The organism is Streptomyces sp. PTL18, from assembly GCF_059510295.1.
Genome location: NZ_JCAJZO010000036.1, coordinates 24186 through 49702 on the forward strand (window position 1 = coordinate 24186; position 25517 = coordinate 49702).

The 25517-nt window shown below is 69.4% G+C and carries 28 protein-coding genes and 3 pseudogenes; 29 read left to right on the forward strand and 2 right to left on the reverse strand.

Features of this window, described 5'->3' with window-relative positions; translation table 11 throughout:
* Positions 1–31 precede the first annotated feature (31 nt).
* The 5 genes from AC5WS8_RS35610 (at position 32) to AC5WS8_RS35630 (ending at position 6601) form a co-directional block, all read left to right on the forward strand.
* The gene (locus tag AC5WS8_RS35610; protein WP_061915806.1) at positions 32–490 is read left to right on the forward strand and encodes a hypothetical protein; all 459 of its coding nucleotides are present in this window, start codon (positions 32–34) and stop codon (positions 488–490) included.
* Positions 487–1677 carry a hypothetical protein gene (locus AC5WS8_RS35615; protein WP_496107638.1) on the forward strand — a complete coding sequence of 397 codons (1191 nt, stop codon included), beginning with the start codon at positions 487–489 and terminating at the stop codon, positions 1675–1677. Before AC5WS8_RS35610 ends, AC5WS8_RS35615 begins: the two co-directional genes overlap by 4 nt.
* A 961-nt stretch (positions 1678–2638) precedes the next feature.
* Positions 2639–2866: a hypothetical protein gene (locus AC5WS8_RS35620; protein WP_496107639.1), complete on the forward strand. Its 228-nt coding sequence runs from the start codon at positions 2639–2641 to the stop codon at positions 2864–2866.
* Between the two features lie 112 nt (positions 2867–2978).
* Positions 2979–4169, forward strand: coding sequence for a tyrosine-type recombinase/integrase (locus tag AC5WS8_RS35625; RefSeq protein WP_496107640.1), 1191 nt, complete (start codon positions 2979–2981; stop codon positions 4167–4169).
* A 197-nt stretch (positions 4170–4366) separates the two neighbouring features.
* Entirely contained in the window at positions 4367–6601 is a 2235-nt protein-coding gene (locus tag AC5WS8_RS35630; protein WP_496107641.1) for a tyrosine-type recombinase/integrase, read from the forward strand.
* Positions 6602–6650: 49 nt separating this feature from the next.
* On the opposite strand, the gene AC5WS8_RS35635 is transcribed toward AC5WS8_RS35630, so the two are convergent.
* Positions 6651–7424: a class I SAM-dependent methyltransferase gene (locus AC5WS8_RS35635; RefSeq protein WP_496107642.1), complete on the reverse strand. Its 774-nt coding sequence runs from the start codon at positions 7422–7424 to the stop codon at positions 6651–6653.
* 323 nt (positions 7425–7747) lie between these two features.
* Between AC5WS8_RS35635 and AC5WS8_RS35640 the strand changes: the two are divergent.
* The 15 genes and pseudogenes from AC5WS8_RS35640 to AC5WS8_RS35710 all read left to right on the forward strand — a co-directional run.
* Positions 7748–8077, forward strand: a pseudogene (locus AC5WS8_RS35640) (hypothetical protein); the annotation flags it as partial.
* 99 nt (positions 8078–8176) lie between these two features.
* Positions 8177–8602: a hypothetical protein gene (locus tag AC5WS8_RS35645; protein ID WP_189925631.1), complete on the forward strand. Its 426-nt coding sequence runs from the start codon at positions 8177–8179 to the stop codon at positions 8600–8602.
* Positions 8599–9387 carry a hypothetical protein gene (locus AC5WS8_RS35650; RefSeq protein ID WP_496107643.1) on the forward strand — a complete coding sequence of 263 codons (789 nt, stop codon included), beginning with the start codon at positions 8599–8601 and terminating at the stop codon, positions 9385–9387. Before AC5WS8_RS35645 ends, AC5WS8_RS35650 begins: the two co-directional genes overlap by 4 nt.
* Positions 9384–10232, forward strand: a complete 849-nt coding sequence (locus AC5WS8_RS35655) for a relaxase/mobilization nuclease (RefSeq protein WP_189925627.1) — start codon at positions 9384–9386, stop codon at positions 10230–10232. The genes AC5WS8_RS35650 and AC5WS8_RS35655 overlap by 4 nt, the downstream gene beginning before the upstream one ends.
* Before the next feature lie 13 nt (positions 10233–10245).
* Complete coding sequence (locus AC5WS8_RS35660) at positions 10246–10950, forward strand: hypothetical protein (protein ID WP_189925626.1); 705 nt, start codon at positions 10246–10248, stop codon at positions 10948–10950.
* 25 nt (positions 10951–10975) lie between these two features.
* Positions 10976–11734, forward strand: coding sequence for a hypothetical protein (locus AC5WS8_RS35665; RefSeq protein ID WP_496107644.1), 759 nt, complete (start codon positions 10976–10978; stop codon positions 11732–11734).
* Between the two features lie 99 nt (positions 11735–11833).
* Positions 11834–12187 carry a hypothetical protein gene (locus AC5WS8_RS35670; RefSeq protein ID WP_496107645.1) on the forward strand — a complete coding sequence of 118 codons (354 nt, stop codon included), beginning with the start codon at positions 11834–11836 and terminating at the stop codon, positions 12185–12187.
* 22 nt (positions 12188–12209) lie between these two features.
* The gene (locus tag AC5WS8_RS35675; RefSeq protein WP_189925621.1) at positions 12210–12593 is read left to right on the forward strand and encodes a hypothetical protein; all 384 of its coding nucleotides are present in this window, start codon (positions 12210–12212) and stop codon (positions 12591–12593) included.
* A complete protein-coding gene (locus AC5WS8_RS35680) occupies positions 12590–13393 on the forward strand; it encodes an SPDY domain-containing protein (protein ID WP_496107646.1) in 804 nt (267 codons plus the stop codon). The genes AC5WS8_RS35675 and AC5WS8_RS35680 overlap by 4 nt, the downstream gene beginning before the upstream one ends.
* A gap of 29 nt (positions 13394–13422) precedes the next feature.
* Positions 13423–13788, forward strand: coding sequence for a hypothetical protein (locus AC5WS8_RS35685; RefSeq protein ID WP_496107647.1), 366 nt, complete (start codon positions 13423–13425; stop codon positions 13786–13788).
* A gap of 74 nt (positions 13789–13862) precedes the next feature.
* A complete protein-coding gene (locus AC5WS8_RS35690) occupies positions 13863–14387 on the forward strand; it encodes a hypothetical protein (protein ID WP_496107648.1) in 525 nt (174 codons plus the stop codon).
* Positions 14384–14719, forward strand: a pseudogene (locus tag AC5WS8_RS35695) (SPDY domain-containing protein); the annotation flags it as partial. The gene AC5WS8_RS35690 and the pseudogene AC5WS8_RS35695, both read left to right, overlap by 4 nt.
* Before the next feature lie 70 nt (positions 14720–14789).
* Positions 14790–16583: a type IV secretory system conjugative DNA transfer family protein gene (locus tag AC5WS8_RS35700; protein ID WP_496107649.1), complete on the forward strand. Its 1794-nt coding sequence runs from the start codon at positions 14790–14792 to the stop codon at positions 16581–16583.
* Positions 16580–16786 (forward strand): annotated as a pseudogene (locus AC5WS8_RS35705) (XF1762 family protein); the annotation flags it as partial. The gene AC5WS8_RS35700 and the pseudogene AC5WS8_RS35705, both read left to right, overlap by 4 nt.
* Before the next feature lie 175 nt (positions 16787–16961).
* Positions 16962–17564 carry a hypothetical protein gene (locus AC5WS8_RS35710; RefSeq protein WP_496107650.1) on the forward strand — a complete coding sequence of 201 codons (603 nt, stop codon included), beginning with the start codon at positions 16962–16964 and terminating at the stop codon, positions 17562–17564.
* Between the two features lie 116 nt (positions 17565–17680).
* On the opposite strand, the gene AC5WS8_RS35715 is transcribed toward AC5WS8_RS35710, so the two are convergent.
* Positions 17681–18031 (reverse strand): hypothetical protein, encoded by a 351-nt coding sequence (locus AC5WS8_RS35715; protein WP_496107651.1) that lies wholly within the window; start codon positions 18029–18031, stop codon positions 17681–17683.
* Positions 18032–18266: 235 nt separating this feature from the next.
* On the opposite strand from AC5WS8_RS35715, the gene trpA reads away from it, so the two are divergent.
* The 9 genes from trpA (at position 18267) to AC5WS8_RS35760 (ending at position 25313) form a co-directional block, all read left to right on the forward strand.
* Complete coding sequence (gene trpA / locus AC5WS8_RS35720) at positions 18267–19064, forward strand: tryptophan synthase subunit alpha (protein ID WP_496107658.1); 798 nt, start codon at positions 18267–18269, stop codon at positions 19062–19064.
* Positions 19057–19524: a hypothetical protein gene (locus AC5WS8_RS35725; RefSeq protein ID WP_390830384.1), complete on the forward strand. Its 468-nt coding sequence runs from the start codon at positions 19057–19059 to the stop codon at positions 19522–19524. The genes trpA and AC5WS8_RS35725 overlap by 8 nt, the downstream gene beginning before the upstream one ends.
* 97 nt (positions 19525–19621) lie before the next feature.
* A complete protein-coding gene (locus AC5WS8_RS35730) occupies positions 19622–20485 on the forward strand; it encodes an adenine nucleotide alpha hydrolase family protein (RefSeq protein ID WP_496107659.1) in 864 nt (287 codons plus the stop codon).
* Entirely contained in the window at positions 20482–21759 is a 1278-nt protein-coding gene (locus AC5WS8_RS35735; RefSeq protein WP_496107652.1) for a DNA cytosine methyltransferase, read from the forward strand. Before AC5WS8_RS35730 ends, AC5WS8_RS35735 begins: the two co-directional genes overlap by 4 nt.
* A complete protein-coding gene (locus AC5WS8_RS35740; protein ID WP_496107653.1) occupies positions 21759–22877 on the forward strand; it encodes a DnaB-like helicase N-terminal domain-containing protein in 1119 nt (372 codons plus the stop codon). The genes AC5WS8_RS35735 and AC5WS8_RS35740 overlap by 1 nt, the downstream gene beginning before the upstream one ends.
* Positions 22878–22942: 65 nt before the next feature.
* Complete coding sequence (locus tag AC5WS8_RS35745; RefSeq protein ID WP_496107654.1) at positions 22943–23791, forward strand: hypothetical protein; 849 nt, start codon at positions 22943–22945, stop codon at positions 23789–23791.
* Positions 23743–24309 carry an SPDY domain-containing protein gene (locus tag AC5WS8_RS35750; protein ID WP_496107660.1) on the forward strand — a complete coding sequence of 189 codons (567 nt, stop codon included), beginning with the start codon at positions 23743–23745 and terminating at the stop codon, positions 24307–24309. The genes AC5WS8_RS35745 and AC5WS8_RS35750 overlap by 49 nt, the downstream gene beginning before the upstream one ends.
* A gap of 401 nt (positions 24310–24710) precedes the next feature.
* On the forward strand, positions 24711–24911 hold the full coding sequence (locus AC5WS8_RS35755) for a hypothetical protein (RefSeq protein ID WP_496107655.1): 201 nt from the start codon (positions 24711–24713) through the stop codon (positions 24909–24911).
* Positions 24912–25001: 90 nt separating this feature from the next.
* Positions 25002–25313, forward strand: a complete 312-nt coding sequence (locus tag AC5WS8_RS35760) for a hypothetical protein (RefSeq protein ID WP_496107656.1) — start codon at positions 25002–25004, stop codon at positions 25311–25313.
* Positions 25314–25517: the final 204 nt, after the last annotated feature.

Here is a 25517-nt window from a genome sequence, read left to right on the forward strand (position 1 = left end):
CGCCCCACGCCCCGAGGAGAACACCGCCCCCTTGCAACCCGGCACCCACTTCGCCTTCGGCGACCACGAGGAACACGGCTTCGTCGCCTCCTTCACCGCGTCTATGCCCGCGCACCTCGCCCACTGGTACCTGGAGCGCGAGCAGTTCGAGCCCGTTCCCGGAGAACCCGGCCTGTACCGGCTCAGCGAGCCCGAGCGCGACGGAGTCCGCCGCACCCGCCAAGCCGTCCACGACCTGCGCCGCCACGGCTACACCGTGCAGGCCGACATCCGCCTTGACCCGTCCCTCTCGGCCGGCCCGGCACACCCCGCCCGGCCGAACGGCCTGCGGGAGCGCCGCAGCCGTCTCGCCCAGGCCGCCGCCGGCCGGACGACGCAGCGCTCTACACCGCCCACCACCTCCCCGCCAGCGGCCCGGCCGATCCCGCCGAAGCCCACCTACGCTCCGACCGTCCACCTGACGGCCGCGACCGGCGGGCGGTCCCGATGACACCCGCGAGCCGTCCGGCCCCCGACGGCCCCTTGCCGACCGCTCCCGAACCGGCCAACGGGCCACGTGACTTCCGTTTGCGGATGGCGGTCATCGACCGCGAGACCGAGGCCGCGCTCGACATGACACGCGACCGTTACGGCCGTACCGTCCACGCGGGCGCCGCGGCAGCCGCGCGAGCCCACCGCGACAAGGCCGCGGTGGAGGCGTACGCCGCCCACCTCGCCCCGCACGCCGAGGCTCTCCTCGATGCCGCCCGCCTGGTGCTCGATGAGCTGCTACCCACTCGGCACCTGGCCGGATGGCGGGCCGTCCTGGACGGCCTGGCCGTTTCGGCCGCCGAGATCCGCCGGGCGCTCGACCGGCCAGCCGCCCCCGGTTCCCCGGCCGCGCGCGCTCAGCACGCGGCCCTGTGGCCGCACCTGGCCGCCTGGGCGGACCACGGCTCCATCGCCAGCAACCTCGCCGACCAGCAGGGCGGCCAGCACCACAAAGCTCCGCTGGCCGACGAGGAACAGCAAATGTGGACCAAGAAGGCCCAGGCCGCGCAAAGACGCGGCGAGCTGGAGCTGACCGAGTCGTGGTACGCCGCCGACGGGCAGCCGATCACCCTCGCCTATTTGGTCGAGGATGACGACTCGACGGTGGTCGCGCTGCGTGGCGACCCGGACGCACCGGGCTGGCAGGTTGTCGGGCACTACGCCCACGAGTACGAGGCGGGCAAGGTGCTGCCCGCTCCGGTTCCGCCCGGCGTGCTGCGCGCGGACGTCTCCCGGTTCAACCGCCCGGCACCAGTCCCGGAGGTGTCCCTGCAGGACCTCATCCGCGATGTCGTCGAAGGCCACAGTGCCGGTGACGCCTCCAATGCGCTTCTCAGCGCTGTCCAGCGCGGCTATGACGTCGGCCCGATGGTCCGCCTGCAGGAACTCCTGGAGACCAGCGGCCAGTTCGCCAGCGCCCTGGAGACCGTGCAGGGCCGCCAGATCGCCGCCCGCCTGGCAGCGCTGAGCCGGCAGATCGAGTTCCTCACCCGCGAAGTCGAAGAGGCTGCCGAGGACCTCGGCGGGACCGTCGCCGTCCTGCCCCCGCACCGCACCCCCGTGCTGCGCACCCGTCCACGCCCCGCCGTGGACACCACACCGCCCACGCCGCCACCCCGCGCCAACACCACCGCCCGACACCGCTAAGCCCAAGTCCCACCTCGTCTTGACAAACACGAGCCCATGGAGCAGTACGCGATCAACCTTGCCCTCGCAAACTACAAGCACGATCGTGAGCTGTCTTGAGAGCCCACGGCCTAGGGGCGGCCATGCCAGCCGCCCCGGAGCAGCGGCTACTGCTGACGCTTACTCACGTGTGACACGGCGGTCATGCCAGCGCCGTAGGTGAAGGCAAGGACGGCACCGCCAGAAGCGACGGCAGTGAGGGCAGACTGCCCAAGAACAACGGAGCCGATCCCGGCAACCAGCCCAGCGATGACGGATACCAGAGCAACGACGACAACGTGATACACGCGGTGGTCACAGGTAGAAGTGGTGGCAGACAAGTAGGGCCCTCCCATACTCCGTCGGAGCGCCGTCACCTGAATCAGGGCAGGGTGCATCCTGCGCTGGATTCACGTCACAGCGTCGCCGCCCAGCGGGCGTCGCGATAGGGAAGCGCCGGCCAGGCGCGCCTATCGCTCCTCGGATGGAGCGCCGTAGCGGTTGGCCATCACCACCGATGCACCATGCCTTTCAAGGATCTCGTCGACCACGTCCATAGTAGCCAACCCCACTGACACACAGACAAGTTGGTGGCCGCTTCGGGGGAGCCCAAGCGCCGATCTGCAGCGACTCCCACTTACCTGGTCTTCACGCGCGAAGCCTCGTTGCAGGCACACCTCTCCTGGTGGCCGTGCTCCTGGCCAAGCGTCCCGCCCGCCGCACGGCCCTCGCCGGATACCTCGCCAAGCAGCCGCTCGCCGGCCCGGCGCTCCCTGGCACCGGCGCGGCCTTCGCTCTCACCGTCCTTCTCGCCGCGCGCCGACGTCTGGGCTCCGCGGGCAGTCGCGGTGCAGCTGGCGCCGGTGCCTGCTTCGAGGCCGGCATAAGACGCCCTGATCAGGGCGCAACCCCCACCTTGCAACCCCTTTGAGGAGATCGAATTATGGCTGTGCGTACGCACTGGACCGTGGAGCACGCCTGCTACCACCGTGTGGATCATGACCTGTCCAATCGCCCTGCCGACAAGCGGGCAGGCTTCGCCCGCTGGCTCGCGTCGAAGAACTGCACCGACTGCTGGAAGGTGGCGCGCGACGCCGACACCGGGTCCAAGGAGGACGTGTTGACCGAACTAAATCATGCGTATTCGCAGGTCAGAGCACCTTTCTGCTAGCTTTCGCGCCGTGTCTGGCGAACGACGTCCCGGAAGGGACCTAAAGAACTTCGTCCTGCCTCAAGTGGGCCAATTATTGGAGACGGGAGACTGTTGGGAGCCGTACCAGGTAGTGGACCCGCACGGCATACCGATCGAGGCCGTTGCGGTGTACCTCAAGGATTTGGTTGCAGCAGACGGCTCACCCCTGACTCCGCGCTCATACGGCATGGATCTGCTGCGTTGGTGGCGGTACCTTTGGGCGTTCGGGATCGAGTGGGACCGCGCGGTTCGGGAAGACGCCCGGGATTTCATGCTGTGGATGAGGCTTGCAGACAAGCCGGTGCGAATTCATTGGCGTCATCGAGGCAAGGACCCGGCAGAGATCCCAGCCTCCTCCCGGACCGTCAGGCCGGAACCCGGTACGCCGAATCCGGTGACCGGAAAGCCCTCCGTCGGCAAGAAGTACGCGCCAAGCACACGAGCGCACTGCGAGACGGTGCTGCGGTCGTTCTACGACTTCCATTTGGAGCGCAACACCGGATCGCTGCTGGTCAACCCGTTCCCTCTCGTCCGTAGCAGACGCTCGGCTCGCGCGAATGCGCACCACAGCCCTGAAAAGCCCTACAGCAACCAGCGCACCGGCCTCTACCGGCCCAAGGTGCCCAAGCGGATCCCGCGGCAGATCCCCGAGGAGAAGTACACCGAGGTCTTCGCGGGCCTCCGCTCGCATCGTGACCGCGCTCTCCTGGCGTTCTGGGTCGCGACGGGGGCCCGCGCGGAGGAACTGCTTACCTCCACTCAGAGTGACGCCTACGTCGGCGAGCAGACCATCGGTGTGATTCGTAAGGGCAGCCGTGCTTTCCAGGAACTCCCTGCCACTCGCGACGCGTTCGTCTGGCTGCGCCTCTACCAGGAGGAAGCCTGGAAGAAGGGCGTCCCTCGCGGACGTAAACGGCCGCTGTGGTGGACACTGCGTCGTCCCTGGCGGCCTTTGCAGTACGACGCGGCCCGCATGATGTTCAACCGGGCCAACGAACTTCTGGGCGCGAACTGGACCCTTCACGATCTGCGGCACACTGCAACGTTCCTGATGCTGGACGACCCGGACATGCCGCCCGTCTATGTCCAGCACATCCTGGGCCACAAGTACCTGTCGACCTTGGACATCTACAACCGTCCCACCAGAGACGACATCATCACGGCCGGGCTGGCCCATCATGCCCGGCAGCAGCAGCGTCGGGAGAATCCGCCGCCGGCACCCCCAGCACCGGCCTACAACCCCGACTCTCTCAACGTCCTTTTCGGAAGGCCCTTTTCGTGACCAGTCGTCTTGCCGTGCTCTCTCGCCCAGCGTCGGCTACTCATCGGGGAGGAGAGGCTGCCGCTCTACTTCGAGCGTTCCCGCCTCGTTCCCGGGAAACTTCGTGGCCACTGACTACAGAATCACGCGAGGCCGTCCTTGACCGCCTGGACAAGCCGCCCCTGCGAAGGGAGAACGCAGGAGTTCGGAGCTCTCAGATGGTCGGAGCCCGTCTGCTGCTGAGCTGGCTGGAGACATTCTCCGGCGAGACGTGGCAGGAACGGTGGAACGCCGCTCCTGCCTCGGCTTCCTACGACAACTGGCAGCAAGGCATCCTGGCCTGGGCGTCTACCCTCGGCAGGAGCCCCAGCCGTACTGCGCTCAGGTCTGGCCTGCTGGCTTTGATTTGTGCGGATGTCATCCGCCCCAGCATGGAATGGTTGGCCGGGAATTCATCGAGATACCTGCGGCCCGCTATTGCCGCTACCCGCGACCCCACTGGATTTGCCCGCTTGGCAAGTGACGCCTCTGGACACGACCGGGCCAACCGTAACAGCTCGGAAGCGTACAAGTTCATCGCCCAAATCGTCGCCGCTTACGGCGGCGGCGTCGACGACATTGTCGTAGGCGACCTGCTGACTCATCCGAAGCTGCTTGCGGGGTCGAGCGGCAAGGCAGTACGTCTCGCCTACACCTGGCTCCGGAACCGGGGCCAATTCCCTCCTGATGCCCCCGTCACCCTCAACCACGTGGCTGTCCGCACGGGACAGCTGCGACCAGCCGAGCTCATAGATCGATACAAGCTGCGCTGCCGACCCGTTCGTGATCTCTTGGTCGATTACCTCACCGAACGCCAGCCCAGCCTCGATTACACCAGTCTCACGACCCTCGCCCGCGAACTGGGCGGTCTCTTCTGGGCTGATCTCGAACACCACCACCCCGGCATCGACACCCTTCGACTACCGAAGGATGTGAGCGACGCCTGGAAAGCACGCATCGCAGTGAAGACCACACGCCGGCGCCGCCCTGACGGCACCATCCGAACAACGATCGAACCCCGCGAGAGCGCACCGGCCGTCAAGATTTCGGTGCGCGCCTTCTATCTGGACATCGCGGAGTGGGCCCTCGACGAGCCCGAACGATGGGGGCACTGGGCTGCACCATGCCCGGTCAGCGAAGCAGAGCTGGCAAAAAAGAAGCATGAGCAACGGAAGAAGTCCAGGTCGGACCAACGCACCCGTGAACGTCTGCCTGTATTACCCGTTATTGTCCAAACAGCTGAACGACTCCTCAAAGAAGCCACTGCACGTCTCCGAACTATTGAATCGGCTCCCTTGGGCTCCGCCGTCGACTTTCGCGGGGAGACCTTCTTCCTCCCCGCGTCCTCCAGCCGCACCGACGGAAAACCAGGACGTGTTCGGGACATCAACGGAACCAGCCGGGACATCCGCGGTGAAGAGAAGCGTGCGTTCTTCGCGTGGGCAACGATCGAGATCCTGCGCCATACGGGAATCCGGATTGAGGAGCTCCAAGAACTCAGCCATCACAGCATCATCCGCTACAAGCTCCCCACCACCGGCGAGACGGTCCCCCTCCTCCAGATCGCGCCATCAAAGACCGACAAGGAGCGACTGCTGCTCATCAACCCAGAACTTGCCGACGTTCTGAGCGCAGTCATCAGCCGCGCCCGTCAACCCGACGGGATTATTCCATCAATCCAAACATACGACGCGCATGAAAGGGTCTGGAACGCTCCGATGCCCATCCTCTTCCAGTGGGCTGTCAGTGGTGAACACAGAGCCATTTCATATGGCACCATCCGCAGGGCCTTGGACGAAACCCTCGAAGCATCCGGACTCACAGACAAAACCGGAATACCGCTGATTTTTCGGCCGCACGACTTCCGAAGGATCTTCATCACCGACGCCATCATGAACGGCCTGCCGCCCCATATCGCCCAAGTTATCGCAGGACATGACAGCCTCACGAGCACGATGGGCTACGCCGCCATTTACCCTGCCGAAGCCATCGAGGCGCACCGCGCTTTCATCGCTCGCCGTCGCCAGGCACGGCCTGCCGAAGAGTACCGCACAGTCACGTCAGAGGAATGGGATGAATTCCTCGGCCATTTCGAGAGAAGGAAACTCGCCCTCGGGGAGTGCGGGCGAGCCTACGGAACCGAGTGCAGTCACGAGCATGCGTGCGTCCGCTGCCCTGTGCTCATCGCCAGCCCTACCGAGCGTCCGCGACTGATTGAAATCCGGGACAACTTGCGAGACCGCATCTCCGAAGCAGAGCGTGAAGGATGGCTGGGAGAAGCAGAAGGACTACGGGTCAGCCTCACCGCCGCCGACGAAAAGATCACCCAACTGGACACCAGGCAAGAACGGAAGAAATCTCCAATATTCCTTGGAGTCCCCTCGTTCGATCAGGTAGTTGGACGCGCGTGCTGAAGCTATGGGTTTCGCATGACCAGAGAGCTCCGGCTCAGACGTGACTCGCCTACTCGCGGCTGGCGACCACCAGGTATCCATCGCTCTCGGGGTCGAAGGTGGTGGACTGCACCGTGAGCCCGACGCTCCGCAACTGCGCCACGAGGTCCTCGTACCGGTAGGGCCAGATGGACAACCGCTCCGAGCAGGCTCGCACTGCCCCATCCGGCTCGATCTGGGCGACCACGATCTCAAGGAAGTGTTCCTGCTCCCAGTGCTGCTCGATCTGCCAGTAGTAGCTGACCACCGCATCGCGGTCGTTGCGGCGGATGAGTCGATCGCGGACGTCTACCCGTGAGCCGGCGGAGCGCACGAGCTCCCAGTTGCGTGAGTGGAGCACAAGGCGTCCGCCCGGATTCAGCAGCCGCGACATCGCTTCCAGTGCGGTCAGGCGCCCGGCTGCGCCCTCAGCGTGCCCGAGCGAATTGCCGACGCAGAACACCAGATCGAACGTGGAGTCCTCCAGGTGGTCGGGCAGCTCGTCCCAACTCGCGCGGAGGGCACGAAGCGAGACACCCTGCTCGTCGGCGACCTTCTCGGTCCGGCGAACCATCCCATCACTGGCGTCTGCGGCGACCACGTCAAGGCCAAGACTCGCGAGACCGACGGCGAGCTGGCCGGTTCCACACGCGCAGTCGAGGACGCGTGCGTTGGGCGGCAGAGAGCCCACGACATCGCTGTAGTAAACCGCGGCTGCCTTGGCGGGGGTCAACCTGTCGTCCCCGATCAGCCACTCGTATACGTCGGAAAGCGCCCCATAACCAGCCACCGCGATAACCTCCATCACTCGACGACACGCGGGCTAGACCGCCCTGCGATTCGGACTTTGCGCCTCGCACTGTGCCGGGCCGTGTCAGCGAAGCATTGAGCAGGACCCAACCACTTCCGGCCGCTGAGACTCCACCGGATTTCGTGGGAAACCGCGACCGCCGCACCGACGCAGGTCCCCACTCCACCGGCGCCCCAACGGCCACGATGGGGACCGCGGCCGGCAAGCGCGCGGTCACTGCGGAGCGCTCTTACGCACAGCCATCCAAACTGATTGCCGAAACGCCGCGTCCGGATGAAGGACCGCCAGCGACCGCCTCTACTGCCAAGTAGTTCGGAGAAGAGTGGCTCGCGGCCAAGCGGGCCGAGGAGCAGGAGGCAGCCCTCACGTGGGCGAAGCAGTTCGACATGCCGCAGTTGGAGGGCCCGGCCAAGGCCCTGGACTGGGGCGAACGCTCCCGCCACCAGCTGATGACATCCGCGCACACCGAGCTCGTCATCGAGGGCACGTGGGACGAGGCGGACTGGGCGGAGCTGGAGGAGAAGGCCCGCGCCATCACCCGTGCCGGATGGTGGATCGACCAGCGCGACGCCGAAGGCACTGACCTGCTCGAACTCCTCGACGCAGCCAGTGAGGCGGACCGCGGGACGGAGAACCCGTTCCGCTGACGGCGGGGCAACATAGCCGGATAACGCCGGTTAGCCAAACCGGCGTTCCTCCGGACTATTGATGCTCCCACCCCGCCAGCATCTGCGTGGAAGGAACTCATGTCCCAGCTTCCGCCCACCTCGGCGTTCGCACCGACGCCCGACCCGCTCACCCCCGATCGGGATATCACCCACGCCCACTTCCAGGCCGGTGACACTGTCGTCGTCCTGAAGGGGATGGCTGGCGGAGAACTGTGGGGCGATGCGATGCGCGTCGTGGCCCCGTCCTGGCACACCCCGACCGACGAGGACGGCTGGCGGCTGCGTGATGCGACCGGCGGCGCCCAGTCCTACGTCACCGCCCACCCCCGCTACCTCGTGCACCTCTCGCGCCGCTGCCCGGACTGCCTGATCTACCTGCGCGCCATGGAGGATGCCCTCTTTACGCGGTTCACCGACCGCGACGAGCTGATCGACTGCGGCTGGTACACCACCACCGCCCTGGGCCAGCTCGTGCACATCGCGGACATCCGGAGTGGTCGATGACTTCCCCCACGCACCGTCCCGGCCGTTTCGCCGCGCTCGACAGAGCCAGGGCCCGAGCCACCGCATCTCCGGTCGATTCTTCCTGGCCGCTTCACCTGGCCAAAGACCTCCGCGACATCGAGGCCGACTGGAGAACTTCGGCCGAGGTGTGCGCGGATGCTGCCTGGGCGGCACGGTCGGCCGGACACAGCGTCCTGGCCCTGCTGTCCCCGCAGGACGTCACCGCAATGGGCCTTGACCCGATCACCGCCCGCACCTTGGCTCATCTGTACCTGAGCGCCCTGCGGTTCGACTTCCGCTGCCCCACCCTCCAACGCCTCGTCGAACAACTCGCGGAAACCGCGCGTCAGCCGCTGGACTGCTACACGCGGGCCTTGTACGCCTTCGCGCTGCTGGGCCAGTCCCGCCCGGAGGGCCTCGCGGTCATGGACGAGGTCCTCGCGGACGCCGGGCAGCACACCAAGACCCTGCACGTCCTGCTGCACGGGCTGTGGCTCGGCCAGGACCTGGACCACGGCGCGGAGCGTCTCCTGGCCCTCAGCTCCCGACCGGCCCTCGCCACCGGCAGCGACCCGATCGTCCTCTTCCGCGTGGCGGGTGCCCTGCGGCGGCTGGGCCGGTACGACGAAGGGCTGGGCGCCATCGACAGGGCGATCGACTGTCTCCCACCGGGGGACACCTCGGTGCACGCCGACCTGGTCCGCGAGCGCTCCCTACTCTGCACAGCCCGCGACCTTCATCAGCACCGGCCGCCCACCCGCACGTCGAGCGGGGTGCCGTCATGATCCCCCGCCTGCACGCGCGGACCCACTCGCCGCGCGACCCGCTCGCCGAGGCACTCGGGCGGCCCCTTTCCCCGAACGAGGGCCTGACGGAGTACACCATCGTCGCCCACTGGCCGGGCCTGGACTACTACACCCCGGATGACGAGCAGAGAACCTGGACGTCCGCTCAGTGGGCCGAGCACCTCGAAGATCCCTACCTGGAGCATCCGTTCACTGCCAGTGCGGACGACGACCGGCGGGCGATCCTCCATCTCGACATCCACCTCCACCCGGACGACCGGGAGCTGACCGGTCCCGAGTGGGCCGAAACCGCTCACCGGTTCGCGCGAGCCGCCGGTATCGAGATACCCGGCGCCGCGGAGCACGGCTGGCGGTGGATCGCCGTCCAAGCACAGCCCGGACGCCTGGACCTGGTCGCCAACCTGATCCACCTCGACGGCACGTGGCGCACCCCGCCCGCAGACATCCTGCGGCGCCTTGCGGACGAGGCACGCCGCATCGAACAGAACCTGAACCTGATCCCCGTCCGCACCGGTCCCACGGCGCGGCCTGCTGTCCGTACGGCGCCCACGGCATCCGCGCAGCTCGCGAGCGTCCTTACGCAGCTCGCCGACGAGCAGGCCGGCCCGCTGGCCACGGTCCGCGGACTGATCGAGCACACCGCTCACCGCATCGCCCGCCAGCCGGGAGCCGCCGACACCGGCACGGCGCACCGCCTGGAGCTGATCGCCCGCCGTCTCCACGCCATCCAGCAGGACCTGGACACCACTGCGGCCCACCTGGTCCAGTCCCGGATCGCCGCCGCAGCGCCCGTGGCCCGGCACATCACACACCGATCTCCGTAGGAGAAACGTCTCCTTGCCCCGCACCACCGACCGCTTCCTGGACATCCGTCGTGACCCGCACTCCGACGAACTCCTCGCCCATGGAGGCGACTTGGAGGCGCACAGCATTCTCCAGCGCGCGGGTTTCATCGCCGTCGTCCGCCTCCACGAGACCTACCACCGCGCACCCGCCGGCCTCACCCAGGGCGACGGGTCCCGTCTCGCCGCCGATGCCGTAGGGCGCTTGCGAGCTGCCGGCTACCACGTCGACTGCGACGCAGCTTTCGACACCGAGGCCCGGCCGGCCCGCTATCCCGCGCTCGGTGCTTCGGTCTCCCACCTTGCCGAGCGTCTGCGCGAAGCCACCGACACCGCCGAGGCAGCCGACATCCTCACCGAACTCACCGCTCCCCACGACGGCATCCTCGCTGGGTTCGAGGAGACCCTCGGCGCCCTGGCGGAGTTCTTCGACGGACTCGGCGACGCTAGCGATCCGCACACTGCCCGGCGCCTGCGCTACCTCGCCGATGAATACGTCCGCGTCATCCACTCCGACCTCGCGCACACCCGCGAACGGCTGGCCGACCGGCGCGCCCCTCACCCCGGCCGCCGCGCCTGCGCCGAGCGCGTTCCCGACCACGAGCCCGAACGCTCCGCCGTGTGCGCCTGCCCACCCCCGCCGCGTGCACTGCCAGCCCCGGCACCGCCACCCGTCGGTGCCACCCGCCTGCGCCGCTGAGCCCCCGCAACTGCCCAAGGACACCATGCACGACCACGACACCTCCGAGCGCCTCGCCTCGTACGCCGACGTCCTCGCCGGCGAACTCCCCGACACCTGGACCAGCACCCACCTGCCAGCCGACGCCAAGGACGACCTCGCCGAACTCGCCGACCGGATCTGGGACCTGGACATGGTCGCTGCCTCCCTCGCCGAGCACCCGCTGACGCAGGCAGCCGTCCTCGGCCGCACCGACGGCGCCCAGCTCGCCCTCCTGGACCGGCACGACGGACGCGACGGCTTCCTTCTCGCCGCCGTCGCCCCGCGCGCCCTGCCCGACGAGGCGTACCGCGCTGTCCCCGAGCCCAACGGCATCGCCCTGGCAGACGACCCCTTCCTGAGCGCCGAGCAGGTCGCCGGCGATCTGCTCGCCCGCTACGACCGTGCGCTCGCACAGGTCCGGCACAACGCCCTCGGCGGTATCCAGCCCTCCCAGCCGGACCGGATCGTCCTGACCTGGCAGCCGGACGGCAGCGTCGCCACCGCCCCCGCCGACGACCGTGCCGGCACGATCCTCATCGCCCACGGCTTCGTCCAGGACCCGCAGAGCGGCATCTACCGCCTGGAGGGCGACGACACCCACGCCCAGGCCCGCTCCCTGCGCGAGATCGGCCCGCAGCTCGACGCACTCGGCATCGGCACCGCCCTCCAGCACCCCGCCGGACGGACCGCGCCCATCTCCGCCCTGGCACCCATGCCGCCGGTACCGGCCGGCACCCGTATGCCAACCGCCAGGACTCGATGAACCAGGCGGAGGCCGACCTCGGCATCCGCCCTGCTCCTGACCGGTTACGACGTCAACAGCACGCCCGACGTCTTCGACGAAGCCACCTACCGGTAGGCCATGCACGGCCTCCGCACCCGAGCGGCCTGTCCCGCCGCACAGCAACCGTCACCGGCCGGCTCCCCGTCGCACTCCGCGCCGGTCCGCCCCGTACCCCGTAAGACGCCTGGGCTGCCCCGGCACCCCACCGGGGCCGCCCAGCACACAGCCCGACTCCCGGAGAAACCCGTAGCACCCCGCACTTCCCCACCGATCAGCAACCGGCTCAAGCCCCGGCTCGCCACCGCCCTCTTCCGCCGCTATCTGCGCGCCTGCATACCGAGCGGCCCCGACCACACCTCCCCTCTGGCCGGCGCCCGCCCGGAGGCCGTCCTCACCGAGGCACAGCGCGTCGGGCAGCGCCACCACCACTGACCGTCCACCGCCCCGGAGGAGCATGTCCCACCCCGCCCCCTACCCGTTGAGACTCGCCGACGAGATCACCCGCCAGCTCGGCCAGCTCGCCGACCACCTCTCCCAGCTTCCTCCGGCCCAGGCCGCGCAAGTCATCGCCCGCGTTCTCGACCCGGACAGCGGAGTCCTCGGGGGCGTCACCCACCTCGTCGCCACCGGAAGCATGTTCGCCAAGGACCAGGCAGAGCGCGGCGCGCTCCCCGCAGAGGTGTGGCTCGCTCTGGGCCGTGCCTCGAACGAACTGCACGACATCACCCTCGACCTGGACGAACACAAGGACACCCTGCAGCACGTCTGCACCCAGCCCGCCACCACTGCGGCGAAGCCCCCAGTGCCCGCCCCGCTCGTCGTCCGGCGGCGTCGGTGAAGAAGAAGCAGTGGCAGGGCTGGGGGCCCGGCGAGCAGGCCGAGCAGCACTACCTCGTCCAGCCCCGTGCCCTGGCCGGCGGTGGCGACGTCCGGCACCTCTCGGAGTTCCTGCGCGCCTCGGGCTGGCGGGACAAGTCCAAGCCGGGCGGCCCCCTGCACATGGAGAGCCCGGACCGCACCGTCCGCGTCGCCTACGACCCCTACGTCCTTCCCGGCGGCTGGACCATCCACGGCCGGGCAGAGGGGGCGAACGGCGAGTGGTCGGCTCACCTGGGCCGGCAGGCCCCGGTGGAGATCGTCGCCGGCCTGACCGACGCCCTCACACGTCCCCGCTCCGCACACGCCCCCAACGTCTGGGCCCCGTTGCAGGAGCAGAACTGGCACACGCGTTTCGAGGGCGAAAACTACGTGGCGACCAGCCCCGATGGCACCGCGTGGATGCAGTACCGCCAGAACCCCGACGGCACGGCGATGTGGTGGACCGGAGCGCAGGACAAACAGCGCAACGGCTGGACGGGCAACTTCACGCCGAACACCCCGATGCACCTCGTGCAAGCCTTCTCCACCGAACTCGCCAGCCCCGACCCCGTGATGCGCCCGCGCGGACGCGTCCCACACAGCGCGCAGATCCGCACCTGGTCGGTATCCGTCAAGCCCTCCCAGCTCAGCGCCTGGCAGCAGGCCCGCATCACGGCCGCCCGAGCCGCCACCTGGGCCCGCAACAGCGCCCGAAGCACCGGACCGCGCACCACCGCCCGCGCCCACGCCGCCGCCGACGGCACACGAACCCGCCGCTGACCACGACACCCACCACCCCGAGGAGCCCGATGCCCGCACTCACCCCGGACACCATCCGCGCCGCGACCGACACCCTGTGCCGCCTCACCGAATACCTGCGCGAGAACCCCGATCCCAAGGAGGCGCTCGCTCTCGTCGAGCCCCTCCTCGACGAATACACCGGCCTGCCCATCCAGCTCGGTGACACCCTGCGCGCCCTCGCCCGCGCCGTACAGAGCCACCCGAACACACCGCGCAGCGAGAAGATCAGTGATCTGGTCACCGAGCTGCGTGCCGCGGCGTGGGTGCAGACCGACCAGTACATGCTCCACTACGTCCTGGACGAGCTGCGCAAGGTGAAACCCGCAACGACCCCGGCGAAGGCCCACACCGCCCAGCCGGCTCCTCGCCGCTGAACCGACAGGACGCCTCTCCCATTTCCGCCGATCACCGCGCACACCGCGACCTCCTCCGCCACCTCGACCATTACGTGAGCGACAGCAAGAAGATCCTCGACGCCTGGGACGCCTACTCCGACGAGCACACCGACCTCGACGGATGGCCCTACGACGACCACGCCTACGGAAGGCGCGCGAGCCAGCGCGACGCCGACACCGCCGAGGCGTTCGAGCCGCTCCGGTACGGCGCCCATCACCTGCTGGCCACGGCCGAGACGCAACTGGCCCAGCTGCCGGAGACCAACGTGCAGAGCCGCTGGGTCTACCAGCTGAGCGTCCTGCGCGACGCCCTCGACCGACTCGACGAACTGCACGAGCAATGGCTGGTCACCCGAGACGCCCTCCCCACCACCGCCAAGCCCGGAACCCCGGACTTCGACGACGCACTCGCCGCACATCACGCCGAATCGTGGAGCTACCTCGACGACTGGGCCACCCACGGCAAGGCGCTCCGCGAGATCAACACGGCCGCCCGCAAAGCCCCTTCACCCCTGGCTCCCACACCGACACCGGCCCCGGCCACCGCGCCCGACCGGCGAGCTGCCGCACGGAAGTGAGCACGCCCCCGATCCCCGAGACCGTCGAGGTCGACTTCATCACGCCGCGCCACCTGGCCGGCGGCGGTGACCCCGCCTGGATCACCGTCCCCCTGCACCGTGCCTGCGGCTGGAGCAACGGCAACGACCCGCTGATGCCCCGCGTCCTGCTCTCGAGCCCGGACCAGAAGGCCCTCCTGCGCCTGGAACCCGACCCCGACGGACAGTGGTGGAAGCTCAACCATGCGGCGGAGGCGGACCGGCCCGCCTGGTACGCGAGTTTCGGCGCCCGCACCCCGGTCGAACTCATCGCCGCCTTCAGCGACGTCCCGCCGGCAACTCCAGGCCCGCCGCGCCAGCCGCTGGCCAGGAACAGCCGCAGCCGCTGAATGCCCCGCCCCCGCCCGGAAGGCACGTAACTCTTTGCCCCCCACCTCCTCCAACAGTTCCACCGACGGGTACGACATCGTCCTGCGCCTCCTGATCGGCCTCGCAGCCGTCGTCGTCCCCCTGTCCCACCTCGCCTGGCTGTCCGGCAACATCACCGCCTACCTCACCGGAGCCGGCTGGGCGCCGTACCAGCCGACCACCGCCCTGCTCCACCCCCAGCGCCTCTGGCCCCACGCGGGAGGAACATCCCTGCTGATCGGGGCACGCATCGTGCCCGTTCTCCTCCTCCTGACGCTCGGGACAACAGCGGGCATCCTGTGGGCCCGGCACAAGAACCGCAGCGGCGGCCGGAAGAAGAAGATCACCGGCATGGCCAAGGCCCGGGACATCGAACCGCTGATGGCCAAGGCGATCACCGACAAGGCCCGCTCCCTGCGCCCGAGCCTGAAGGACGCCAAGCACATCGAGGCCCGCGACACCGGCATCCTCCTCGGCAACCTTCAGGGCACCAAGCAGGAGATCCGCATGGGCTACGAGGACGTGGCCGTCGCCATCATGGCGCCACGCTCCGGCAAGACCACCTCGCTCGCGATCCCCTCCATCCTCGCCGCGCCCGGCCCGGTCCTGCTGACCTCGAACAAGGCCGCCGGCGATGCGTTCACCGCCACCTACGACGCCCGCGCCGCGGTGGGACGGGTGTGGTCGATGGACCCGCAGCAGATCGCGCACGCCGCACGCGAGATGTGGTGGAACCCCTTGGCGGACGCCAAAACCCTCGACGGCGCCGGGCGGCTGGCCGGCCACTTCCTCGCCGCCTCCGTGGACGCCTCCCAGCAGGGCGACTTCTGGTCCAAGGCCGGATCCAACATCCTCGCCCAGCTCTTCCTCGCCGCGGCCCTGGACGAGCGGCCGATCACCGACGTCATGCAGTGGCTGGCCTTCCCCGCCGACCGCACCCCGCTCGACATCCTCCGCGACCACGGGTTCACCGCCGTCGCCGCCCAGCTCAAGGGCACCGTGGAAGGACCGCCGGAAACACGGGACGGCATCTACGAAACCGCCCGCCAGTACGCCGCCGCGCTGCTCAACAGCGAGATCGCTGCCTGGGTCACCCCGCAGAAGAACGTCCCCGAGTTCAAGCCGTCCGCGTTCGTCACCTCCACCGACACCCTCTTCCTGCTCAGCAAGGACGGAGGCGGCGGAGCCTCGGCGCTGATCGCCGCATGCGCGGACTCGGTGATGCGGGCCGCGACCGCCCAGGCCGAACGCGCCGGCGGACGCCTCGACCCGCCCATGCTCGCGATCCTCGACGAAGCCGCCAACGTCTGCAAGATCAGCGACCTGCCGGACCTGTACTCCCACCTCGGGTCGCGCGGCATCATCCCCATCACGATCCTGCAGTCCTATCGCCAGGGTCAGAAGGTCTGGGGGGACGCCGGCATGGACGCCATGTGGTCCGCCTCGACCGTCAAGGTCATCGGCTCCGGTATCGACGACCCCGACTTCGCCGACAAGCTGTCCCGCCTGATCGGCGACCACGACGTCGAGACCACCTCGACCTCGCACTCCGAGTCCGGCAAGTCGACCTCGGTGTCGATGCGACAGCAGCGGATCCTTCCCGCCGACGAGATCCGCGCCCTGCCCAAGGGCACGGCCCTCTGCTTCGCCACCGGTCTGCGCGCCGCCATGCTCGACCTGCGCCCGTGGTACCAGGAGCCCGGCGCGGCAGAACTGTCCGCGGCATCCGACCGCGCATCCAAGGCGATCACCGCCCGGGCCATCGCCAAGCACGCACCGACGCAGTCCGACTTCGGGCCCGCCGCGTGAGCGAATCGCGCCTGCACCTGGTACCCGTCCGCTCCCGCGACGCCAAGGAGTTCGTCCGCCTCTGGCACCGGCACCACCCGCCGCCCACCGGACAGATATTCTCCCTCGGTGCCGCCGACGAGGCCGGCATCCTGCGCGCCGTAGCCGTGGTCGGCCGCCCTGTCGCCCGCCACTTGGACGACGGCACCACCCTCGAAGTCACCCGCACCGCCAGTCTATGCATCCTACGAACGCGACGACATGACGTCCGTCAGCAGCGCTGGACGCGGTCATCGCCGGCGGCCGTCCCGCTCAGCAAGCGGGGTACCACCACGTGCAGGCTCGCCGGGCCCGCTGAAACAGCCGCCAGATCCCGTTTCCCCGATCCCCTGGACCACCGTGTCTCTTTTGGACTTCCCCGATGTGTTCATCGGGTCCACCGACGACGGGCACACCTTCATCGTCATCAACCGCCGCATCCGCGATGCCGACCGGCTGCTGACCGAGGCCGGGTTCCTCACCCGGGAGCACCTCGGCCGCACGCTCTACCTGCTGCCGCCGGGCACTGCCCAGGACGCGCACGAGCGTGCCGGGATCGCGATGTACGGGCTCCTGGCCCACACCCACGACCTGGTCGATCTCTGCTGGACGACCCGCTGGAGCCCCGACAGTCCCGTCGCCGATCCGGAGATGCGCTTCCACTTCAGTGCCGGCACCGTGGCGGTGACGGCCAGGACCGCCGCCGCCCGTTCCCTCCTGGAGCAGCACGGCTTCACCCCGGTGGCGAACGGCTCTTCCTATCGCCCGCCGGACGGGCTGGACGAGCGCGGCCTGCTCGGCGCCGTGACAGCTGCCGAAACCCACGCCTACACCCACGGTCTCGGTGTCCGCGTCGACCTCGGCATCCCCACGCCGGCCGACATCCCTCCCGCTCCCCGCCGCCCGTCAGCTGCCGCCCCCCGCACGCCGACCACGCCTTCGACCTGTCGTCGCACCCGCTGACCCCACGCGGGTGCGGTCGGGTGTGAACGATCGCCGAGCTGCGGCCAAGGGCACGCGGCGGTACACACCTTCGCACTCCAGCCGCTAACCGCTATCCCTATTGGAGTCTTGCCACGTCATCCAACACCCCGAGCGCGCATGACCTCGCCTGCGCGCTTGCGGACCAGATCCGCCCCGGCGCTGCTCCCCGTGATGTGACCGTCAGCTTCAGCGTCCGCCGACAGGCAGCAGCCAAGTATGACCACGGCTCCTGCGGCGGCCCGGTGACGGTCTTCGCCCAAGCACTGCACGCCCGCCTCTACGGCCTTCCCACGGACGACGATCCGCTGCCCACCGCCCTGGACGCGCTGCTGCAGGCCACACACATCGCGACCGCCCCCGAGCAGCAGACCGCGATCCTGCAACAGCTCGCCGAGCAGCTGTGCAACGCCATCGAGATCATCCAGCGCTACCAGTACCAGGCCCAATGGGACCGGCTCCCCGACACCGTCGCCGAGCAGCTCCGGGATGCCCGCGACCAGGCCCAGCAGGTCGCCAAGACCCTCGACGCCGTCGCCCCGCCTTCAGCAGCCAGCCCGCCGCGCCCCTGCCGCCTGCCGCGCAACCGGCCCGCACCGCCAGACCAATCGCGCTCACGACTCCACCGGCCGGGCGCCGCCGCTGACCTCCGGCGACAGCCCACCCGCCGGGAAAGGCACCAACCTGGCCACCGCCGATCCCCTCCACACCCGCCTCACCCAAGAACGGTGCGCGCTGGGCGTGTTCGTCCCCGCCGGCCTGCACCCGGCAACCGCACAGCGCCAGCACCTCGACCAGCTCGCGCAGGCAGGTGCCGACCTGTTTGAGGTCGGCCTGCCCACCGAGGACGCCGCCCTCGACGGCCCCGTCATTCAGGCCGCCTACCACCGCGCCCTGCGCAGCGGAAACGCCCTCGACCACGCCGTGCGCGCCGTCGAACATGCCGCCAGCCTCCGGCCGACCGTTGTCATGACCTACTGGGAGCCCGTGAGCCGCCACGGGACCGCGTACGTGGCCCGCCTGTTCGCCGACGCCGGTGCCGCCGGCGTGATGATCGTCGACCTGCCCGCCCACCAAGCGGCCCGCTGGCACGAAATCGCACGGGAGACGGGCCTTCGCACTCCGCGCCTCATCCCGCGCACCACCCCTGAGCCCCTGCTCCCGGCCGCGGTCGCCGGCGCGTCCGGATGGCTGTACGCACCCGCCAGCATGGCCCCCACCGGCTACCGAGGGCCGCTGGGCATCCCGGCGCTCGCCGGCTTCACCCAGCGCCTGCGTGCCGCGAGCCCGCTGCCCGTGGTGTCGGGAGTGGGGATCTCCACCCCGGCCCTCGCCGCGCGCGTCGCTCCGCTGGTGGACGCCGTCGTCATCGGCACCCCCGTCGTCCGCGCCCTGGCCACCGATCCTGCCCAAGCCCCGGACGTGACGGCCGCGTTCGCCCAGGCACTGCGCCCGCCCACTCTCACGGAGACCCGTGCCTGATCGCTCCGCCCCGACCGAGGCCCTCGACCGGATCGTGGCCGACGCCCTTGTCCTGCACCGAGCCCTGCGCACCAACACCATCGGCCACGCGAACGCGCTGGCCGCGCGGATCACCGACGCCCAAGACCTCGCCGGCGCCGCCCTGCGGCTGTTCCTCGACCTCGCCCAGCACACGCCGCACACCACGGCCGGGGAGCTGCTGCTCCTCGACCACATCGCGCAGATCGCCAAGGCCGCCCAGGACGCAAGCGCCGAACTGACCGCAGCCCTTGCCCGCGCCGTGGAGAACCAACGCCGCCGAGCCAACGCCACGACGGGGCCAGCCGTCCTCATCCGCCCCTCACCACAGCAGTTCATCGAGTCGACCACCGACCTCCTCGACCGCATCCCCGCCCTCCACCACGCCATACACCGCGACCGGCTGATCCCGCCCAGCCGGCTGACGCACCAGCCTCATTGAGGGCGCGCCCCCCATTTCCTCACCTCCAGGACGGAACATTTCAGATCAGCCTCAATTCCGTGCCCTTTCCCTGGGCGCGGGAGTTCAGTCCAGCACCCTGCTCGCCCTTTCAGCAGAAGGGATCCTCCCGAAGGTCGACTACGCAATATTCGCCGACACCGGATGGGAACCCAAAGCCGTTTACGCTCATCTGGACCGACTGGAACAGGAGATAGCCAAGCCCGCCGGTATACCGGTTCTCCGTGTCTCGTCCGGAAACATTCGCAGCGACGCCCTGAATCCGGACCACCGCTTCGCCTCCATGCCCCTGCACATCCTGAACAAGGACGGGCGGCCTGGCATGACGCGCAGGCAGTGCACCGGCGAATATAAGGTAAAGCCGATAAAGCAGAAGGTACGCGAACTCCTCGGACACCCCTACCCCTCGCGCGTTCCCAAGGGCGTGTTCGTTGAGCAGTGGGTGGGAATCTCCACCGACGAATTCCACCGCGCCAAAGACGCCGACGTGAAATACATGCGCAACCGGCATCCGCTTCTCGACCTGAGCTGGAGCAGAGCAGACTGCGTCCGTTGCCTCTCCTCACTCGGGCTGGCCGATACACCGAAATCAAGCTGCCTGGGATGCCCATTCCACGGAAATGCGCAATGGAGGCATATCAGGGACACGTCCCCGTCCGAGTGGGCGGACGTCGTCGAATTCGACGCGGCCATCCGGCAGGGCAATGCCCGCGCCAACGCCTCGGGCAGCCGACTGCTCGGCGAGGCATTCCTGCACCGCTCCCGCGTCCCGCTGAGCCAGGCGCCGATCGACCACGTCACCGCCGCCGAGCGGGCAGCACTGCGCATAGACGCGGACGAAGCCGACGCGCTGGAGAACGGCGTCGTGGACGGCTGCTCCCCCTGGGCGTGCCGCGGGGACACGGACGCGCTGACCCGCGACGACTTCAGGCTGGCCACGTGATACTCGACCTCTTCGCGGGGCCGGGCGGCTGGAGCAGGGCACTGGGCGTCCTCGGCGTGCGCGACGTCGGCCTGGAATGGGACGAGTGGGCATGCAAGACGCGCGTGGCCGCTGGACAGTTGACGGTCCGGACCGACGTGGCCATGTATCCGACGTGGCCCTTCCTCGGCCGCACGCGCGGGCTGATCGCCTCCCCGCCGTGCCAGGCGTGGAGCATGGCCGGCAAACGCCTCGGCCTGGTGGACCAGCCGCTGGTGCACGCGGCGGTGGAGGATCTCGCTGCCGGACGTGACACCCGAGAGCGTCTCCTCGCCGCCTGCCGCGACGAGCGCTCCCTGCTCGCGGCCGAGCCGATGCGCTACCTGCACGCCCTCAACACGGTCGGCGAGCCCGAGTGGGTCGCGATGGAGGAGGTGCCGGACGTCCTGCCGCTGTGGAAGCAGTACGCGGCCGTTCTGCGCGGCTGGGGGTTCTCGGTCTGGTACGGGATCCTCAACGCCGCCGACTTCGGCGTTCCACAGACGCGCAGGCGAGCGATCCTGATCGCCTCCCGGGTCCGTACGGCACAGCCTCCCACGCCCACCCACGCCCAGGACGCCGAGCCGGAATCGCTGTTCGGTCCGGGCCGCGCCCGCTGGGTCAGCATGGCCGAGGCCCTGGGATGGGGCGCGACCGACCGGCCCGTGCCCACCGTCTGCGCCGGCGGCGGACCGGGCGGCGGGCCCGAACCGTTCCCGTCGGGCTCCCGCAAGTCGCTCTCCGACGCCCGGGAGCGCGGCACCTGGATGCCCAGGCCGGACGGCGTGCTCCTGCAGTCCCGCCGCGAAGGAACTGGCTGGAAGGCACGGCACGGCGCACGGCAGAACCGTGCCGCCGACGCTCCGGCGCCGACCTTCACCACCGAGGCGCACCGCTGGTCCTGGTCCCTGCGCAGCAACAACCAAGCGAACGCCACCGTCCGCCCGCTGTCCGAGCCGGCGGGCACGCTGTTCTTCGGGCACCGCGCGAACGAGTGCACCTGGGTCGCCGAACCCGCCTCGCCTCCGACCGAGGACACGGACACGGACACGCCAGCGGTGCCGGAGCCGATCCGGATCACCGCCCGCGAGGCCGGCCTCCTGCAGACCTTCCCCGCCGACTACCCCTGGGCCGGCAACAAGGGCCAGCAGTTCTCCCAGATCGGCAACGCCGTACCGCCGTTGCTCGCCGGCCACCTCCTCGCCCCGCACCTCGGCGTCACCGTCAACCCCGACGACTTCACCCTCGCAGCCTGATGCCCCACGTCCCCGAACCCGAAAAAGACGACCTCGACGCCATCGCACCGCCGCAGCCGGTATTCCACGTCGAACAGGCCCTCCTCGGCGCCCTCCTCCTGGATCCACACCGTCTCAGCGACGTGACCGGCATCGCCGCCGACTCCTTCTCCACCCCCGCGCACGCCGCCCTGTTCGCCGCCATCAGCACCCTGCCTCCGCCCGACCCCGCCGAGCACGCGAAGAACACCAAGTGGCTCGACCAAGTGCTCGCCACGGGGCGCGAACAGGCGCGCGGACTGACCGCCTCCTACCTGCACACCCTCGTCCAGGTCTGCCCCTGGCCCCGCCACGCACCGGCCTACGCCAGGATGGTCGAGGCCGAACACGCCCGCCGTCGCCTGCAGACGGCCGCCAAACGCCTCACCCAGATTGTCAACGACGCGTCCCTCCCGCACCCAGTCGAGACAGTGCTCGCCGAGGCCGACGCGCTCGCCGCGGTCGTGGACGACATCACGAGCCGCTTCCCGCCGCGCGCCGGAGTGCTCCCCCGCACCGCGGCACCGCCGCCAGCCATCACCACCGACCACACCGAGGCAGCCGAGGAGGAGCAGCTGCTCCTCGCGACCGCCACCGCCCACCCCGCCGACATCGAGTCCGTCCGGTGGCTGCTGCCCGACGACCTCACCCGGCCCCTGCACGCCGGCCTGTGGCAATGCCTGACCGCCCTGGCCCGCCGCCGCGAGCCCGTCGACCCCGTCACCGTCCTATGGGAAGCCCAACAGCGCGGCCTGCTCGACAACGCGAGTGAACCCAGCAAGGTGCTCCGCCTGCTGGCCGAACCGGCCGGATCCGTAGAGCACTGGGCCGAGCGAGCCCTGCAGCGCTCCCTCCTGGCCACCGCCGATCACGCTGGCCGGCGCATCTCGGCGTACGCAGGAGACCCGGCGAGCACCCTGTTCCAGCTTGTGGTCGGCGCCCGCCGCGCCCTCGCCGACATCAGGGCCGTGCGCACCCGCTGGCAGCACGCCACCGGAACTGTCCCGCCACCACGGCCGCGGCCGGCACCTGCCACTCGCGCCGGTCCGCCGACCACGACGGCCGCTCACGCCGCCCGCGCCGCGCGAGCAACCCGATAGCACCCCGCACACGCCGGTGGCCGGACCCGAAGGCCGGCCACCGGCAGAAGAGACGACATCCCCACGTGACTCCCCCTATCGACGCCCACGTCCGCCTCGACACCCACCCCACCCATCCCAGCGCCGTGACCGCCGTCCTGACCGGCAGTCAGGCCCGCATTGCTCTCATGGCTCTGGAGGCAGCCGACTGGACCGTCGCAGCCGACAACGTCCTGGTCCTGGCCCGCATCGACCACGAGGAGCCCTACTGGGCCAGGGACGCAGCCAAGCACCTGTCCGCCGACGGCATCACCGTCGACATCACCCCTCGACTCCGGGAGGCCATGGACGAGGAATGGACCTGGGCGAACTATGCGATGCCGTGGTGCACCCGCAGCGAGATCCGCGAGGTCTCCAACCAGGCGCAGAAGATCCACGACGACATCCGCCACGGCCATCTCCTCATCCACGCACACGCCCACGACGGCCACACCACCGTCGCGGTAGGCACGTACCTCGGCCGTGACGGCAAGTCCGTCTACCTCCACGGCGAGAACCACCTTCGCCAGATCGCCGACACCTTCGACTCACCCGCTCAGGCCCTGCTCGCCTTCGAAAAGGTCCACGGCGCCGACATGCACTCCGGTCCCGCACCCCTGACCGACACCGAACGCGCCGCCATCGAAGCCCGATCCGTCTTCGACGTCACGACGGCCAAGTCGGAATCCACCCGCCCGGAGCCGGAAACCGTCCCCGTCTACCTGGCCGATGCCGGCGACCACGACGCACTCCTCGACACCTTCCTCAACCACACGGCGAGTTCGAGAAATGGCGGACCTGGTCGGATGACACGACCCACGCCATCCACGAGTCACAGACCCTGCGCATCGAACGCGTCCACGAAACCCCGCCCCACGAGACCGCCTGGACCGTAGCCGCCTACGAGACGCCCGTCTCCGACCGCATGTGGGTCCTCACCGCGAACGGCGCCACCCCCGCCCCAGTGCTGCAGGATCTGCTGGACCACCTCGCTGACGGCGACGGCTGGGACACAGTCATCGGTGCACCGGTGGACGAAAAGAGGGGCACCGCGGCCAGCCAGCCGCTCTCCGACGCCGGATGGAAGCACACCGTGGACGGGCGATGGATCCGCTGGACATCCCCCGACGGGAACGCGGGCGTCCAGTTCGACGCCTTCACAGCACAACACCCGAATCAGAACCTGGCCACCTGGACTATCTGGGCCGGCCCCGGACCGGACCGGCCCACCTGGGCCATCACCGCGTCCCCGGCCACCCCGAGTTCACTGCTGGCCAATCTCTCCGAAACCCTCGCCCACGAGACCGGCACGCGCCAATCACAGCCGGGCCGCCAGCACAGGACCCGCCTCGCCGCCAGGGCGCCGGCAGCTCCAGCGGTCACGGCCGGCCGACCCGCCAGCCGTTCACGCTGATCAACGGGCCACCACGAGCCGTGCAACATAGCGCGGGATCGCCGGTTGGCCAAACCGGCGATCCCGCGCACCATAGATAGTCCACCGCCACCCACTGCCCGGACGTCGAAAGGCACCGCCCACGACCGCAGACACGACACAAAGCGCAGCCCGTCAGGTGACGTGCAGCGGTATCCGTTCACGCCGCCGCGTAGCTCGCCTGGAACAATTCCTGCGCCCGCTCCACGTCCCTCGGCGTACGGAGCTGCACCTCCAGATCGCCCGTCCCGTGGTGACCGAGCCCGGACACCCCGGTGCTCGCGGTGGCTACTCCCCGGACGACCTCACTTTGCCCCTGCACTGGGGTCTACGGCAGTGATCCCAGCGAGATGCTCTGCATACTGGGCCGAACCAGCTGGTTGGTGGCGTACTTAGGCGAGCGCGCCCTGCTGCATTTTCTCCCGGCCATCGCCGAGCACGTAGGTCGGCGCGTCGAGTCGTACGCCGGCGACCCGGCGAACACGCCGTTCAAGCTCGCCATCGGCGCCCGCCGCTCCCTCACCGATCTCGGCACCGTCCGCACCCGCTGGCTGCACGCCACCGCAACGACACCCCCGCCATGAGCACACCCCGCGTCCACCACCTGGCCGGCGCGCCGACCGCGCCGGCCCCCGCAGCGCGCGAGCACCCTGGTAAGCACGCCGCACGAGCTGGTGGTCGGGCCCGAAGGCCACGGCCACCAGCAGCCACTGCTTGAGCCGGTTGCAGAGCCGATCGCCCAGCAATCTCAGGACAAGGTCCGTTTCCGGGGTGTGTTCACGGACGTGGAATGCGAGTGGTCGACGTGGCAGTCCACCGACCCGGACTCGCCGGGCCGGATCGACGCCTACTGCATCCTCGTGTACGGCCTGATCCCCGAGGCCAACCAAGGCGCCATCGTCCACGCCCCGCGGCCCCACAGCCCAGCGGCCGGCCGGGAGGCCCGGCGCCGGCGTACGGGCGCCGTATCGGCTAAGAGCTCGTAACCCGATCATGATCGGGCCTTCTTCAGCCGTCTCCAGTGTGGCCAGGGCGGCAGCACCGGTTCGATCAGCGCCCACAAGTTATCGTCCACAATCCACGGCCGAGTGCCCACAGCATCCCGAACGGCAAAATCATCACATCGGTCACACCCGAGCAGAGCGCTTCAACAAGATCGTGTTGCGAGCTTCTAACGACAGACTGAGTCG